The 15,315-nt window shown below is 68.8% G+C and carries 12 protein-coding genes; 2 read left to right on the top strand and 10 right to left on the bottom strand.

Going from position 1 to position 15,315, the window contains the following annotated elements; all coding sequences use genetic code 11:
* Positions 1–19: 19 nt before the first annotated feature.
* The 6 genes from OX958_RS14695 to OX958_RS14670 all read right to left on the bottom strand — a co-directional run bounded on the left by OX958_RS14695 (position 20) and on the right by OX958_RS14670 (position 7,768).
* Complete coding sequence (locus OX958_RS14695; protein ID WP_270138091.1) at positions 20–2,047, bottom strand: GxGYxYP domain-containing protein; 2,028 nt, start codon at positions 2,045–2,047, stop codon at positions 20–22.
* Positions 2,048–2,206: 159 nt separating this feature from the next.
* Positions 2,207–2,560, bottom strand: a complete 354-nt coding sequence (locus tag OX958_RS14690) for a GntR family transcriptional regulator (protein WP_270138089.1) — start codon at positions 2,558–2,560, stop codon at positions 2,207–2,209.
* Positions 2,561–2,775: 215 nt separating this feature from the next.
* On the bottom strand, positions 2,776–3,741 hold the full coding sequence (locus tag OX958_RS14685; RefSeq protein WP_270138087.1) for a glycoside hydrolase family 19 protein: 966 nt from the start codon (positions 3,739–3,741) through the stop codon (positions 2,776–2,778).
* Between the two features lie 169 nt (positions 3,742–3,910).
* On the bottom strand, positions 3,911–5,719 hold the full coding sequence (gene aspS, locus OX958_RS14680; protein ID WP_270138085.1) for an aspartate--tRNA ligase: 1,809 nt from the start codon (positions 5,717–5,719) through the stop codon (positions 3,911–3,913).
* Entirely contained in the window at positions 5,716–7,071 is a 1,356-nt protein-coding gene (gene hisS, locus OX958_RS14675) for a histidine--tRNA ligase (RefSeq protein ID WP_270138084.1), read from the bottom strand. Before hisS ends, aspS begins: the two co-directional genes overlap by 4 nt.
* A 10-nt stretch (positions 7,072–7,081) precedes the next feature.
* Positions 7,082–7,768, bottom strand: coding sequence for an MBL fold metallo-hydrolase (locus OX958_RS14670; protein WP_270138082.1), 687 nt, complete (start codon positions 7,766–7,768; stop codon positions 7,082–7,084).
* 276 nt (positions 7,769–8,044) lie between these two features.
* Between OX958_RS14670 and OX958_RS14665 the strand changes: the two genes are divergently transcribed.
* Both OX958_RS14665 and OX958_RS14660 read left to right on the top strand, forming a co-directional pair.
* Positions 8,045–9,271: a DUF349 domain-containing protein gene (locus tag OX958_RS14665; RefSeq protein ID WP_270138080.1), complete on the top strand. Its 1,227-nt coding sequence runs from the start codon at positions 8,045–8,047 to the stop codon at positions 9,269–9,271.
* Between the two features lie 253 nt (positions 9,272–9,524).
* Positions 9,525–10,376 carry a hypothetical protein gene (locus OX958_RS14660; RefSeq protein ID WP_270138078.1) on the top strand — a complete coding sequence of 284 codons (852 nt, stop codon included), beginning with the start codon at positions 9,525–9,527 and terminating at the stop codon, positions 10,374–10,376.
* A 51-nt stretch (positions 10,377–10,427) separates the two neighbouring features.
* Here the strand turns inward: OX958_RS14660 and infA are convergent, their stop codons facing one another.
* From infA to OX958_RS14640, 4 genes are all read right to left on the bottom strand, one after another.
* The gene (infA, locus tag OX958_RS14655; RefSeq protein WP_270138076.1) at positions 10,428–10,652 is read right to left on the bottom strand and encodes a translation initiation factor IF-1; all 225 of its coding nucleotides are present in this window, start codon (positions 10,650–10,652) and stop codon (positions 10,428–10,430) included.
* Between the two features lie 2 nt (positions 10,653–10,654).
* Positions 10,655–11,452, bottom strand: a complete 798-nt coding sequence (locus OX958_RS14650; RefSeq protein WP_270138074.1) for a GNAT family N-acetyltransferase — start codon at positions 11,450–11,452, stop codon at positions 10,655–10,657.
* Between the two features lie 458 nt (positions 11,453–11,910).
* Positions 11,911–12,618, bottom strand: coding sequence for a hypothetical protein (locus OX958_RS14645; protein ID WP_270138072.1), 708 nt, complete (start codon positions 12,616–12,618; stop codon positions 11,911–11,913).
* 229 nt (positions 12,619–12,847) lie between these two features.
* Positions 12,848–15,238, bottom strand: a complete 2,391-nt coding sequence (locus OX958_RS14640) for a RelA/SpoT family protein (RefSeq protein ID WP_442913276.1) — start codon at positions 15,236–15,238, stop codon at positions 12,848–12,850.
* Positions 15,239–15,315 lie beyond the last annotated feature (77 nt).

The following is a 15,315-nucleotide window of genomic DNA, read 5'->3' as shown; positions in this document are numbered from 1 at the left end:
GCGCGGCAGGCCCAGCCTGTCAGAGCACGCGGTCGAGCAGGTCGAAGAAGGTGTTCGCGAGCACGAGCTCGTACGGGTCGCCGAGCAGGGCGGCCAGTTCCGCGATGTCCGACGGGGTCCAGTTCCACGCATTGATCCCGCCGGAGATGAACAGCGGTTTCGTGCCGTCCCACTTCGCGACCTGGACATCGAGCGCGGCCTTGTACTCCGCTGCCTTGCCGGGCGCGCTCCACTGCCCGACGACGGGCAGACCACTCTGGCGGACCGTGAGCAGGTCGCCGTCCCAGGTCTGCATGATCCCCTTCAGCGGCGTGTGCTTGGCGAACCCGCGGGCGATCTCCTCCGACAGCAGCACCCACTGGTCGTTCTCGCGGTGGCTGTAGGAATACACCACGTCCAACCCGGTCCGGCGCAACTGCGAGCCGGTCAGCTTCAGGAACTGGGTGAACTCGCTCGGCACCCACGACCCGGGATACGTGTAGCCCGCACCAGAGGGACCGCAGACCAGCAGGTCGTTGGCCGTCGCGGTCCGCTGGAAGTGGCTGTACAGACCCGGTCCGGTCTCCAGCAGGAACGGGCTGATGGTCCAGTTCGCCGGCGCCTCACCACGCTTGGGATCGTCCCAGAGCTCACGCAGGTGCCGCTGGCAGTACTGGATGTTGTCGCCCTCGCCGAACGTCAGTGTCAGGTAGACCTTGTTCTTCGGCTTGTTGATCCGCCGAACCGGCCTGACCCGGTCCGAGATCGGCGCCGTGAAGCCGGCGTGGACCGTCCCGTTCATGTAGAAGTCGGCCGCGATCACCGGCGAACCACCCTGCGACGCAAGGTCGACCCCGTCCCACTCGCCGGAGACGTCGTTGGCGAACCAGCCCATGTACGGCGCCAGCGTCGGGTACTTGGCGAAGTGCTCGACCAGCAGCTCCCCGGTCTCGCCGCCCGGGGGCAGCCAGCTGACCAGCGCCTTGGTGGCGACCACGTAGTCCCGGAAGTACGCGAACGGCTCGATCCGGGTGGGCGAGGTGTCGGTCGCGGTCACCAGGTACTGGTTCCACATCGTCGCGGTGACCACCAGGGACGTCGTACCGGCAGGTGGTTCGAAGCGGTAGATGAAGTAGCCGCCGCCGTCGCTGAAGCGGTTGGCTTCACCGCCGATGGACGAGTTGACGCCGTCGAACAGGTACGGCTCCTCCTGCGGGGTACCGACCAGGAAGTGGGCGAGCTGGGCGCCGTTCGCCTTCACGGTGATCTCGGAGACCGAGCCGCCCCAGCCGTCGTCGGTGAACGAGTCCTGGAACCTGACGTAGACGGCTTCCTTGCCGAGTTTGGCCGACACGTCGAGCTCGTAGCTACCGCGGTTCGACGAGTCGCGGATCTGCCGGGTCTCGCGGGCGATCTCCTTCCACTGCACGTTTTCCACCGCGGCCACCCGGGTCGGCGGCAGGCCGGCCAGCAACCGGTGGGTGACTCGCGGGAACAGGTTCTCGAGCTGCCATCGGTAGGTCTTGACCCGGTCGTCGTCGAACTTTCCCCGCAGGTCCTTGACGATCCGCAGTCCGTGCGCCTTGGCCTGCGCCGCGTCGGCGACGACGGCGTTCTCCAACCCGGCCAGGGTGGTCGCTACGTTCAGCGAGTCCGGGACAGCGGGATCGTGGATGATCGCGCCGCGAACCCGGTGCCGGTACTTGGCCACCAGGTCCAAGGGGTTCGCGTACGTCGTCGTGGGCAGGTGCATGTCGGCCAGCCACTTCGCGTCCGGCGTACTCTGCGTGCCGGTGTCGAAGCTGAAGTAGAGCTCCGGCCTGGTGCGGTTGACGATGCCTTGCAAGGTCGTCAGCAGCGTCTGGTCGGCACCGTTGAGTTTGCTGACGTCGCCGTAGTGCAGGTGTTTCGGTTTCGCGAAGGCCGGCAGCAGCCGGCCACCGCCGCCACTCGGGCCCGTCAGGCCCGCCGCTCTTGTCGCCGCGTCCGCCGGGAGCCCGGGAAGCAGCCCGAACCCTCCTGCCGTGACTGCGCCGGTACCCGCCAGGAACGTTCGTCTCGAGACCATCGTGACCACTCCCCTGTCGCTGACATCGCTGTCAAATGACGGTGAGGTTAGCCAGCAATGCGGTGCGTGTCGAGAGCTCGGACAACGTTGTCGGCAGATTGCTTGGAATCGTTTCCGTCCGACCGCTGCGGAGACCGGAAGCGGCCAATGCCGGCGGAGCTACCAGGCCTCGTCGAGGATCCGCGTCGCCTCGGACAACGAGAGGTTGGCCCGGCGAGCGGCCCGGGCGAAGACGGTCGCCGCCGCCCGCGTCTCCTCGTCGTCCACCTGACTGCGCGCGGCGAGCACGAACGTCCCGTTCCGTCCCCGCGTCTCCACCAGCCGATCCGCCTCGAGTTCCTTGTACGCCCGGGCCACCGTATTGGTGGCCAACCCCAGATCCCCGGCCAGCTGCCGAACGGTCGGCAGCCGCGTCCCCTGGGCCAGCTCCCCGCGCCGAATCAACGCCTCGACCTGCTGCTTCACCTGCTCGTACGGCGGCGTGGCCGCGGCCGGCTCCACCGAGATGATCATCCGGCCCTCACCACATCCAGCGAAAACGTCATCCGAGCCAGCTTCCCGTAGTCGTTGTCCCCATTGGATTGACACAAATTACCAAGGGTCAAGCTTGCTGCAGCTCGGCCGAAGTACACCGCGGTGCAGGTCTTGAGCGGCGCCGAGTACGGGTAGCCTCCGAAAGCCGGCCGGACCCCAGAGGCGGCCGGCCGGCTTCCTTCGTTGAGGAGGGGTCAGCCGAGGCCGCCGCCCACCTTGATGAGGTTGTTGAACTCGGCGGTGCTGAGCTTGCTGGTGTCGCCGCTGAGGGCGGCGGACCGGACGCAGGTGATGCCGCCAGGGACCGAGCCGGTCAGGACCCGGATGGCGTTCTGGAAGGACACGCACCGGCGCTGGTCCTCGCTGCCGTCGCCTCGCGGGTAGCCGATCGCGGCATTGACCTTGGCCATGTTGAGCTGGTCCGCGAACGGGTTGATGTTGCGGGCCTGGGTCCAGTACCAGCGGGCGATCGGCGCGCTCCACTGCAGGGAGCGGGCCAGCTCGGGGTTGCCGAGCAGGTTGATCCCGAAGTACTGGCCGGCGGGGCCGTAGTTGAAGTCGCCGGTGAGCTGGATGTAGCCGCGACCGCCGTACAGGCGGGTGTCGCCGATCTCGCGGATGTTGTACTCCAGCCGGGACTCGTGCACGAGCGTCGCCAGGAAGGCGGCCTTCCGGTACGGCGTGTTGATGGCGGCGTCGCGCATCGCCTGGTTGAGCGACGGGAGTCCGGTCTGGACGAGTGACGGATTCGCGATCCGGCTGCCGAACATCGCCTGGACCTGCGCCAGGGTGATGTCACTCGGCGGGGGCGGGGTGCCGCCGCACTCGGCGACGCCGGGGAGCTTGTCTTGCGGAATCGCGACGTACGCGACGGTGACGTAGCCGCCGAGCGCCGGAACGTGCGCCCACCAACGGCTGGAGCCGCCGGAGACGGTGACGAGGTCGCCGTACTTCTGGCAGTCCACGTCGATCGAGGTCGGGCCGGGCAGGGTGCGGACGACCGGTGCGGACAGGTACGCGTCGGCGCGGACGTTCACTCCGGTCCCATAGGTCTGGAAGACGGCGGCGTGGGCCGGGGCGGCGGTGACGAGGCCACCGGCGGTGAGCCCGGCCAGAGCCAGGGCAGCGGTGACGAGGCGGCGGATTCTTCGCTTGAGCATGACGAACTCCCGGGGCGGGGCGGCATGGGCGGGTGTCGTGACAATTTGACGCAGCTCATCGCGACAGTGTCACTTTCCACCCAAAAGGCCGAATGCTCAAGCTTTTGCACACAGGTGGTAATGCCGTGGCAGCTATCTGCCACGGCAAACGAACCAACGGACTCCTGAGCTACTGCTTGGCTTCGGCCTTGACCTCGGCCTTGGCCTCGCCCTTGACCTCGGGCTTGGCGTCCACGCCGGCCTCCTTGCGCTGAGCCGGGGTGATCGGCGCCGGCGCCGCGGTCAGCGGGTCGAATCCGCCACCGGACTTCGGGAACGCGATCACGTCGCGGATCGACTCCGTGCCGGCCAGCAGCGCGGTGATCCGGTCCCAGCCGAACGCGATCCCGCCGTGCGGCGGGGCGCCGAACTTGAACGCGTCGAGCAGGAAGCCGAACTTCTCGGTCGCCTCCTCGTCGGTCAGGCCCATCACCTTGAAGACCCGCTTCTGCACGTCCTCGCGGTGGATACGGATCGACCCACCGCCGATCTCGTTGCCGTTGCAGACGATGTCGTACGCGTACGCCAGCGCGCTGCCCGGATCGGTGTCGAAGCTGTCCAGCGAGTCCGGCTTCGGCGACGTGAACGCGTGGTGCACCGCGGTCCACGCACCCGAACCGACCGCCACGTCACCAGCGGCCGTCGCGTCGTCGGCCGGCTCGAACAGCGGCGCGTCGACGACCCACACGAACGACCAGGCCGACTCGTCGATCAGCCCACCGCGCCGGCCGATCTCCAGCCGCGCCGCGCCGAGCAGCGCCCGCGACGACTTGACCGCGCCCGCGGCGAAGAAGATGCAGTCGCCCGGCTTCGCGCCGACGTGGTCGGCCAGCCCGGCGCGCTCCTCCTCGGACAGGTTCTTGGCGACCGGACCACCGAGCTCGCCGTCCTGGCCGACCAGCACGTAGGCCAGCCCTCGTGCGCCGCGCTGCTTGGCCCACTCCTGCCACGCGTCCAGCTGCTTGCGCGGCTGGTCGGCGCCACCCGGCATCACCACGGCGCCGACGTACTGCGCCTGGAAGACCCGGAACGGCGTGCTCTTGAAGTAGTCGGTGCACTCGACCAGCTCGAGGCCCATCCGCAGGTCGGGCTTGTCGCTGCCGAACCGGGCCATCGACTCGGCGTACGTCATCCGCTGGATCGGCGTCTGGATCTCGTGCCCGGCGAGCTTCCACAGCTCGGTCAGGATCTCCTCGGACAGCGCGATGATGTCGTCCTGGTCGACGAAGCTCATCTCGATGTCGAGCTGGGTGAACTCCGGCTGCCGGTCGGCACGGAAGTCCTCGTCGCGGTAGCAGCGCGCGATCTGGAAGTAGCGCTCCATCCCGGCCACCATCAGCAGCTGCTTGAACAGCTGCGGCGACTGCGGCAGCGCGTACCACGAGCCCGGCTGCAGGCGCGCCGGGACCAGGAAGTCACGCGCGCCTTCCGGTGTCGACTTGGTCAGGGTCGGCGTCTCGATCTCGACGAAGTCGTGCCTGTCCAGCACGTCGCGAGCCGTCTTGTTCACCTTGCTGCGCAGGCGAAGTACCGAGCCCGGGCCCTGACGGCGCAGGTCGAGGTACCGGTACTTGAGCCGGACCTCCTCGTTCACCGGGGTCGCGTGGTGCTCCTCCACCGGGAACGGCAGCGGCGCGGCCTCGGAGAGGACCTCGATCTGCTCGGTGATGATCTCGATCTCGCCGGTCGGCAGGTCCGGGTTCGCGTTGCCCTCGGGCCGGGCCGCGACCGTGCCGACGATCTTCAGGCAGTACTCCGAGCGCAGGCCGCTGGCGGCCTCCTCGTCCCGGATGACCACCTGGACGGTGCCGCTGGAGTCGCGCAGGTCGATGAAGGCCACACCACCGTGATCGCGCCGCCGCGCCACCCAGCCCGCCAACGTGACGGTCTGTCCGGTGTTCCCGGCTCGCAACGAGCCGGCGGAATGGGTACGGATCACGAGTTCTCCTGAGGGGTTTCGAGCTGCGGTGTTTCGATGCTGGGTCGTACGTCCTGCGCGGGCGGTGACCAGGTGGCCGGATCGGCCTGCACCTGCTCGCCGCTGCGGATGTCCTTCACTTCAGCGCCGACCTCGGTGGCGAACCACACGAACGGAATGCCACGCCGATCGGCGAACTTGATCTGCTTGCCGAACTTCGCCGCCGCCGGCGCCACCTCGACCGGGATCCCCCGGCCGCGCAACGTCGCCGCCGTCCGCATCGCGTCGGCCCGCTCGTCTTCGTTGTTCAGGGCAATCAATACCGCGGTCGGCGTACTGCGGGAGCCCTTGACCAGACCCTGGCTGATCAACCGGGTGATCAACCGGGAGACCCCGATCGAGATCCCCACGCCCGGGTACGTCGTCTTGCCGTCGCTGGCGAGCGAGTCGTAGCGACCGCCCGAGCAGATCGAGCCGTAGGACTCGTGCCCGATCAACTGAGTCTCGTAGACCGTGCCGGTGTAGTAGTCCAGGCCGCGGGCGATCTTCAGGTCGGCGACCAGCAGGCCGGGTGCGTGCTCGTTGGCCGCGGTCATGATCGCCGCCAGCCGCTCGAGCCCCTCGTCGAGGATCTCGTGCTCGACGCCCAGCGCCCGGACCTGCTCGACGAACGACGCGTCGGTGCTGGAGATCTCGGCCAGCCGGAGCACCTGCTTGGCCGTCTCCGGCGACAGGGCCGGACCGTTCTCGGCGGTCAGCAACTGGGTGACCTTGTCCGGGCCGATCTTGTCCAGCTTGTCGACGATCCGCAGTACCGAAGCGACGTCCTCGATGCCCAGGCCGCGGTAGAACCCCTCCGGGATCTGCCGGTTGTTGACCTGGATCCGGAACGGCGGGATCGGCAGCTTGCGGAAAGCGTCGGCGATGACGAGAGGCAGCTCGACCTCGTAGTGGAACGGCAGCGTGCCGTCGCCGACGATGTCGATGTCGGCCTGCGCGAACTCGCGGTACCGGCCCTCCTGCGGCCGCTCGCCGCGCCAGACCTTCTGGATCTGGTAGCGGCGGAACGGGAACGCGAGCTTGCCGGCGTTCTCCAGCACGTACCGCGCGAACGGCACGGTCAGGTCGAAGTGCAGGCCGAGCTCCGACTTCTCGTCGGCCGCGGCGCCCAGCCGGCGAACCGCGTAGATCTCCTTGTCGGCGTCCTCGCCCTGGTTCGACAGCCGCTCGACCGGCTCGACGGCGCGGGTCTCGATCGACGCGAAACCGTGCAGCTCGAAGGTCTGCCGGATCACGTCGAGGAAGTGCTGCTCGACGATCCGGTCGCCGGGAAGGAACTCGGGGAACCCGCTGATCGGACTGATCTTGCTCATGCGGCCTTGCTCATTTCTGTGTCTCCAGGTCCTGCAGGTAAGGATTGGTCGCCTTTTCCCGGCCGATCGTGGTCTGGCCACCATGACCGGGCAGCACGACGATCTCGTCGCGCATCGGCAGGATCTTGGTGGCCAGCGTCTGCAGCATCGCCGGATGGTCGCCGCCGGGCAGATCCGTCCGGCCGATCGACCCGGCGAACAGCACGTCGCCGGAGAACAGCACCGCGGGCACGTCCTCAGGACCGAGGTACGGCGTGGTGAAGGTGACCGAGCCGCGGGTGTGACCCGGGGTGTGGTCGACGGTCAGGTCCAGGCCCGCGAGCTCGAGCCGCTGACCGTCCACCAGCTCCTGGACGTCGTCGGGCTCGGCGAACTCGTGGTCGCCACCGAGCAGCATCCGGGCGCTCTCCTGGCTGATGCCGGCCATCGGGTCGGCCAGCAGGTGCCGGTCGTCCGCGTGGATCCAGGCGGTGCTGTCGTAGGCGCCGCAGACGGGCAGCACCGAGAACATGTGGTCGATGTGCCCGTGGGTGAGGAGCACCGCGACGGGCTTCAGCTTGTTCTCCCGGACCACCTGCTCGACCCCGGCGGTGGCGTCCTGCCCCGGGTCGATCACGATGCACTCCGTGCCCTGGCCGGTGGCGACGACGTAGCAGTTCGTACCCCACGACCCCGCGGGGAACCCGGCGATGAGCACGACAGACCTTCCTGGAGCGAACTGAGGGACCTGTCAAGGCTACCGGTGACGGCGTACGGAGTACGAACCGGATTGTCCGGCCCGATCACCGGCTGCTTGTTCTGTGTCCGATTGTGATCGCATTCCCGTTGCGCAGCGGCCAGGAGTTTGTGATTGTTCAGTGATACGCGTGGGGTCAGTTGCCGACGCGCCCGTCTGGGCCCTGTGCCGCCGGATGAACCGGCGACTGACCAGAATGGGAACGAGCGCAGTGCATACCGCCGGAAGGGGCGAGTTGTGGCCGAGGAGAGCTGGGGCCGGGTAGCCGACGACGGAACGGTCTTCGTCCGGACCAAGGACGGGGAGAGGGCGGTCGGCCAGTGGCCGGACGCGAACCCCGAGGAGGCACTCGCCTTCTACACCCGCCGGTACGACGCTCTCGCGTTCGAGGTGGAGCTGCTGGAGAAGCGGGTCCAGGCCGGTACCGTCTCGCCGGACGACGCGCGGGCCGCGGTGAAGAAGGTGACCGGCGCGATCGACGAGGCGCAGGCCGTCGGCGACCTGGACGGGCTGCGGGCCCGGCTGGAGGCGCTCACCCCGCTGGTCGCCCAGCAGCGCGAGAAGAAGAAGGCCGAGCGGGCCGCGAAGGTCGAGGAGGCCCGGGCCGCGAAGACCAAGATCGCGACCGAGGCCGAGACGATCGCCGCCGGCAGCGACTGGCGGCACGGCGTCACCCGGCTGCGCGAACTGCTGGACGAGTGGAAGGCGCTCCCCCGCCTCGACAAGTCGAGTGACGACGAGCTGTGGCACCGGTTCTCCTCCGCGCGGACGACGTACACCCGGCACCGCAAGCAGCACTTCTCCGAGCTGTCCTCCAAGCGTGACGAGGCGGCCGCGGTGAAGGAGCGGCTGGCGACCGAGGCCGAGGCGCTCTCGTCGAACACCGACTGGGGCCCGACGTCCGGCCGTTTCCGCGACCTGATGCGGCAGTGGAAGGCGGCCGGCCCGGCGCCGCGCGAGGTCGACGACAAGCTGTGGGCGCGGTTCCGCAGCGCGCAGGACGCGTTCTTCGGCGCCCGCGACGCGGTCCAGGCCGAGGAGAACGAGGAGCAGGTCGCCAACCAGGCGGCCAAGGAAGCGCTGCTGGTCGAGATCGAGGCGATCCTGCCGGTCACCGACGCCAAGGCCGCCCGCGAGCAGCTCCGCGACCTGCTCGACCGCTGGGACGCGATCGGCAAGATCCCGCGGGACTCGATGCGCTCGATCGACGGCCGGCTGCGCGCCGTCGAGCAGGCGGTCAAGTCCGCCGAGGACGACGTCTGGAAGAACAGCAACCCCGAGGCCCGGGCCCGCGCCGAGGCCACGGTGAAGCAGCTCCAGTCGCTGATCACCGACCTGGAGAAGCAGGCCGCCAAGCACGAGGCCCAAGGCAACACCCGCAAGGCCGCCGAAGCCCACGAAGCCATCGCCGCCCGCCGCGAATGGCTCACCCAGGCCCAGAACGCCCTCGCCGACTTCAGCTGAGCTCTGACAGCAGCCCGCCGCCCTGGTTCGCCAGGCAGGCGGGCTGCTTGCTGTCTGTGTGCCTGGCGGACGCGGCGGCAGGCGGGCGGACTGCTTCGCCTCCGCAGCCTGTGGACAACGCAGTGCCGGCAGGTTGACTGCCTCGCCGTCGCGTCCTGTGGACAACGCGGCGCCGGGCGGCTGGAGTGCTTCGCCTTCGCGTCCTGTGGACAACGCAAAGCACGGAAGGGCTGCCTTCGGCGATCCTGTGCCGATGTCGTTTCCACCGTTCTTCGCTGGCCTTCCGTTCCGCGGGAGGCAAGCCGGCAAGAAGCTGCAGTGGCTGCTGTCCTGCGACGAGATCCGCCACCTGCTGGCCGATGTCTACGTCGCCGTCGACACCCCTGACACCCCCGAGTTGCGGTCGGCCGCCGCCGCGCTCGTTCTCCCGGAAGGCGCGATCGCTTCCGGGCAACTCGCTGCCTGGATCCATGGGATTCCCACCACCGCGCTGCGTACCGACGACAAGGTGTCGATCCACTGGACGAGCGAGGCCGCAGACACAGTCCGGGTCGCCGGTCTGACGGTGGTCAGCCCGACAGCCACCGGCGTGGAGCTTGCACTCACCCTGCCTCGCCCGTTCGCGTTGTCGGCGGTCGACGCCCTCCTGCGCTCCGGCCGAGTCGAGCGCGCGGACCTCGAAGTACTCCTGGACGACTACGCCGGACATCGCGGCATCCCTCAGGCTCGCCAGATCTTCAAGTACGCCGACTCCCGAGCGGAGTCCCCAGGTGAGTCGTGGCTGCGGCTACGCCTCCTCGACGCCGGCTTCGGGCGACCCGAACTGCAGATGCGCATCAAAGGCCCTGACCGCGACTACCGGGTCGATGTCGCCTACCCCGATCCGGTGGACAACCGGCGGCTTGGCCTCGAGTACGACTCCGACCGCTGGCACTCCCGTGACCGCCAGCAGACCCGCGACGAGAAGCGGCGTACCGACCTGGCCGGCCTCGGCTGGCACATCATCCCCGTACACCGCCCGGACCTCTGGGGCTCGTACCCCGCCCTGGAGCTGGCCGTCGGCGCCTTCCTCTGCCGCTGGCCCCGACTCCCCCGGCGCTGGTGAGCAACCGGCCGCCGCGCTCGGCAGTGGTGGGCTGCCGAGCGCGGGGGCGGCTCAGTTGCGGTAGCGGAAGACGATCCGGCCTCGGGTCAGGTCGTAGGGGCTCAGCTCGACCAGGACGCGGTCCTCGGGGAGGATCTTGATGTAGTTCTTCCGGATCTTGCCGCTGATGTGGGCGAGCACCTGGTGGCCGTTGGCCAGTTCCACCCGGAAGTTGGCGTTGCGGAGGCACTCGACGACGGTGCCCTCGACCTCGATGGCGCCTGCTGTTCTAGCCATCGTCAGACCTTTCCCGGCCGGCTGACCAGTTCCACAGTGCTGCCCGTACGCCGGGCGCCCAGCCCCTCGAACAGCGCGAGCGCCGCCGTGTTGCCCTCGTCGATCTCAGCCGTAGCCGCCTCGAAACCGGCGCGGTGCAGGCTGTTCAACACCTGGCCCAGCAAGGCACGAGCGATGCCCTGCCGTTGATCGGCGGCAAGTACCGCGATCAGCCCGATGCGTGGACGCCGCGTCATCGTCGCGACCCGAACCAGCCCGACGTACCGGCCGTCCCGCAGTGCGACCGTGTACCTCGACGGATCCAACGGTCTCGTTCCGCCCTGCCAGGGCAGCACCTCCGCCGGCATCGTCGCCCAGCCAGCAGCCGCCTCGACCTCGGCACGAATGCTTTGATCCAACTCACGAGGCAGCCCCTCGACCACTTCGGCTCCGGCCACGAACGCGACGCCCGAGGGCCCAGCCGCAGCAAACCCCTCACCTGCCGGTACGACGAATTCCAGCTCACGACGCCAGGTCGCAAACCCAGCCCGCTCCCAACTTGCCAGCAGCGCACGGTCAGCCTCGTCGACCACCGTGTACAGCGGCATCACCTGGTCGGCCAGGATCGCCGCGACGAGCCGATCGAAGACATCAGCGCGCCAACTGTCGACGCTGACGAAGATCCGGCCGTCGAGCCGGCGGGAAGCGTGACCACGGCCGACGACGAGGTCGTTCTCCACCGCATGCCACTGGTTGTCCGCGACGCGCGAGACCGTCACCGCGTGGGCGCCGACGCCCGGACTGAAAGGCAAAGAGTTCATAGGTGTTTCCTTTCGGGAGTGCCGAACTTCTCGAGGCGCTCCCGCGACACCTACATCAGTCGCCCGCCCGTGACCACGCGAACCGGAGCACCCACTGCTCTACAACGTTCATCGGTTCTCACCTCCAGGCGTACAGTCACGGACCCTACGCACGCTACCAACCCCACCGCCATACCGGCCACCCGTTATTCCCTCCGCGGAGGTACCTCGGCTTCGGGTGAGTTACCCCTGTTCGAACCCGGGGTAACCCGCCACCCGCAGGGGCAACTCCTCGCCGAGGTACCTCCCTCGCCGAGGTACCTCCCTCGCCGAGGTATCTCCCTCGCCGAGGTACCTCGGGTCCGGGTGAGTTACCCCCTGTTCGAACCGGGGGTAGCTCACCGCCCGCGGGGGTAACTCGGGGTCGACCAGGCGAGGCGGAGCGGAGCCGCGAAGCGGGGCGGAGCGGGGCGAAGCCGTCAGGCGCGGTAGCCGGCGTGGATGTGGTCGTGGTGGGTCTGGTCGCTGAAGTAGGTGGCGCCTGGTAGTTGGTAGGGGCCGCCTACGTTGTGGGAGCCGGTGGCGGCTGAGGCGCGCATGTAGTTGGTGATCAGGGTGCGTGGGGTTGCGGGATCGACCACGGCTCGGCCGTTGATCTGCCAGGTGTCGAAGGCGCGGCCGCGGGGGTGGTCGCTGGGGCGGTTGGTGCCGAAGACGTTCAGGGGGTGGCCGGAGCGGATCACGCTGACGCCGATCGTGTAGGTCTTGGCGAGAGTGAGCATCGCCGTCAGGACCGTGTCCTGGATGGTTCCCGAGCGGATGTCGGCGGCCGAGGCGGGCGGCAGGAGGATGCGACCGCTGGCGAGCACTTGCTTCGCGGCCGCGGACAGTCGAGTGGTCGCCGCGCCTGGCTTGGCAGGGAACAGCTCAGTCACTCGCCACGTCTGACCTGACCTCGACAACCGTACGTCGACGGTGGTGCCGCCGGTGACTAGCTTGCCGTTGGCAACGGAGTACACGCGGCACGGGACGAGCACACTCGCGGTGTCGGCCAGCAGACCGCCGTACTGCGCGTCGATCACCTCTACCGCTGCGTTCGGGCGGCGCAGGAGCTTCTCGACCGCCTGAACGGCAACGAGTTTCGCCGATGGCTGGATCTCCCCACGACCCGGTCGCCAGAGGGCCACCTTCGGCAACGCAGGCGTCGAAGGCGAAGGGGCAGACGATGGAGTGATCGGCGAAGGACTGGCTGAAGGCGACGACGCGGTCGGGGCCGAAGGCGTCGGCGATGTAGACGGCGTACTGGCCGGCGGGTTGCCTCGGGACGCATCGTCCGAACTGCATCCGGCCAGCGCGCCCACGCCCAGCACCAGCAGGCCGCGGCGGGTCAGCCGCGGCCTTGCACTGAAAGGCCCGCTACTGGGTGACGCGGTAGACGTCGAAGACACCCTCTACTGAGCGGACCGCCTTCAGAACATGGCCCAGGTGCGTCGGATCGCCCATCTCGAAGGTGAAGCGGGACTTGGCGATCCGGTCACGAGTGGTGGTCAGCGCGGCGGACAGGATGTTCACGTGGTAGTCCGAGAGCACCCGGGTGATGTCGGAGAGCAGACGAGCCCGGTCGAGCGCCTCCACCTGGATGGCCACCAGGAAGACCGACTGGGCGGTCGGCGCCCACTCGACCTCGACGATGCGCTCCGGCTGGGTCTGCAGGTTCTCCACGTTGGCGCAGTCGGCCCGGTGCACCGAGACTCCGGCGCCGCGGGTGACCCAACCGATGATCTCGTCGCCCGGCACCGGCGTACAGCAGCGGGCGAGTTTGGACAGTACGTCGGTGGCGCCCTTGACGATGACACCGGCGTCGCCGCGCGCGGTCCGCTTGCGGCGCTCCCGCGTGGCCGGCAACCGCAGGCCCTCGGCAAGATCCTCCGCCGCGCCCTCTTCGCCGCCGTAGGTCTCGATCAACCGCCGTACGACGGCCTGCGCGCTCACGTGGCTCTCGCCGACCGCGGCGTACAGGCCGGTCACGTCGGGATAGCGCAGCGAGTTCGCGACCGCGGTCAGCGTCTCGTGCGACAGCAGGCGCTGCAGCGGCAGGCCCTCCTTGCGCAACTGCTTGGCGATCGCGTCCTTGCCGTGCTCGATCGCCTCGTCGCGACGCTCCTTGGAGAACCAGTGCTTGATCTTGTTCCGGGCACGCGGGCTCTTGACGAACATCAGCCAGTCGCGCGACGGACCGGCACCCTGCGCCTTCGAGGTGAACACCTCGACGACGTCGCCGTTCTCCAGCGTGCTCTCCAGCGGCACCAGCCGGCCGTTCACCCGGGCGCCGATACAGCGGTGCCCGACCTCGGTGTGGATCGCGTAGGCGAAGTCGACCGGCGACGAGCCGGTCGGCAGCGACATCACGTCACCGCGCGGGGTGAAGACGTAGACCTCGGAGTTGTTGATCTCGAACCGCAGCGAGTCGAGGAACTCCGACGGGTCGGAGGTCTCCCGCTGCCAGTCGACCAGTTGCCGGACCCACGGCATCTCGTTCGGCGCGCCGACCTCGGTGGTCGGCGGGGCGCCCACCTCGGGGGACGGCGCGTTCGGGTCCTCCTTGTACTTCCAGTGCGCGGCGATACCGTACTCCGCGCGCCGGTGCATCGAGAAGGACCGGATCTGCAGCTCCACCGGCTTGCCCTGCGGGCCGATCACCGTGGTGTGCAGCGACTGGTACATGTTGAACTTCGGCATCGCGATGTAGTCCTTGAACCGGCCGGGCACCGGGTTCCACCGGGCGTGCAGCACGCCCAGTCCGGCGTAACAGTCCCGGACCGACTCGACCAGCACGCGGATGCCGACCAGGTCGTAGATGTCGCCGAACTCGCGGCCGCGGACGATCATCTTCTGGTAGATCGAGTAGTAGTGCTTCGGCCGGCCGGTGACGGTCGCCTTCACCTTGGCGGCGCGCAGGTCCTCGTGCACCTGGTCGATCACCGAGGCGAGGTACTCGTCGCGGGACGGCGCGCGCTCGGCGACCAGCCGGACGATCTCGTCGTACACCTTCGGGTGCAGGGTCGAGAAGGACAGGTCCTCGAGCTCCCACTTGATCGTGTTCATCCCGAGCCGGTGCGCCAGCGGGGCGTAGATCTCGAGCGTCTCGCGGGCGATCCGCTCCTGCTTCTCCTGCCGCAGGAAGCCCAGCGTGCGCATGTTGTGCAGCCGGTCGGCGAGCTTGATCACCAGCACCCGGATGTCCTTGGCCATCGCGACGACCATCTTGCGGATCGTCTCGGCCTGCGCGGACTCGCCGTACTTGACCTTGTCCAGCTTGGTGACGCCGTCGACCAGCATCGCGATCTCTTCGCTGAAGTCCTTGGTCAGCTCGGCGATCGTGTAGTCGGTGTCCTCGACCGTGTCGTGCAGCAGGGCCGCGCACAGGGTCGGCGCGGTCATCCCCAGCTCGGCCAGGATGGTGGCCACCGCGAGCGGGTGCGTGATGTACGCGTCGCCGCTCTTGCGGAGCTGGCCGGTGTGATGCTTCTCGGCGGTGCGGTAGGCCCGCTCGATCATCGCCAGGTCGGCCTTGGGGTGGGTCGCGCGAACGACCCGGAAGAGCGGCTCCAGCATGGGCGCCCGGTTCGGGTGCCGGGTGCCGCCGAGCCGGGCCAGCCGGGCGCGAACCCGGGCCGGCGCGATCCTGGGCGGCTGCGCCGAAGGGGGCGGCGCGGCGGCTGGAGACGGCGAAGGACTGGCCACCGGGCGGCTCGCGGGAGCGCGCGGAGGCTCGAGCGGCACCACGTCCGGTACCGCTGAAGTCATCGCCGGGTCTTCACCCACGTCGTATCCCTCCGCCGACAGGCCACCAGTCTAGGGGGAACAAGCCAACCCGGTTGACC

This window comes from Kribbella sp. CA-293567 (genome assembly GCF_027627575.1).
Taxonomy (GTDB): Bacteria; Actinomycetota; Actinomycetes; order Propionibacteriales; family Kribbellaceae; genus Kribbella.
This window is presented reverse-complemented; position numbering and strand designations above follow the sequence as displayed.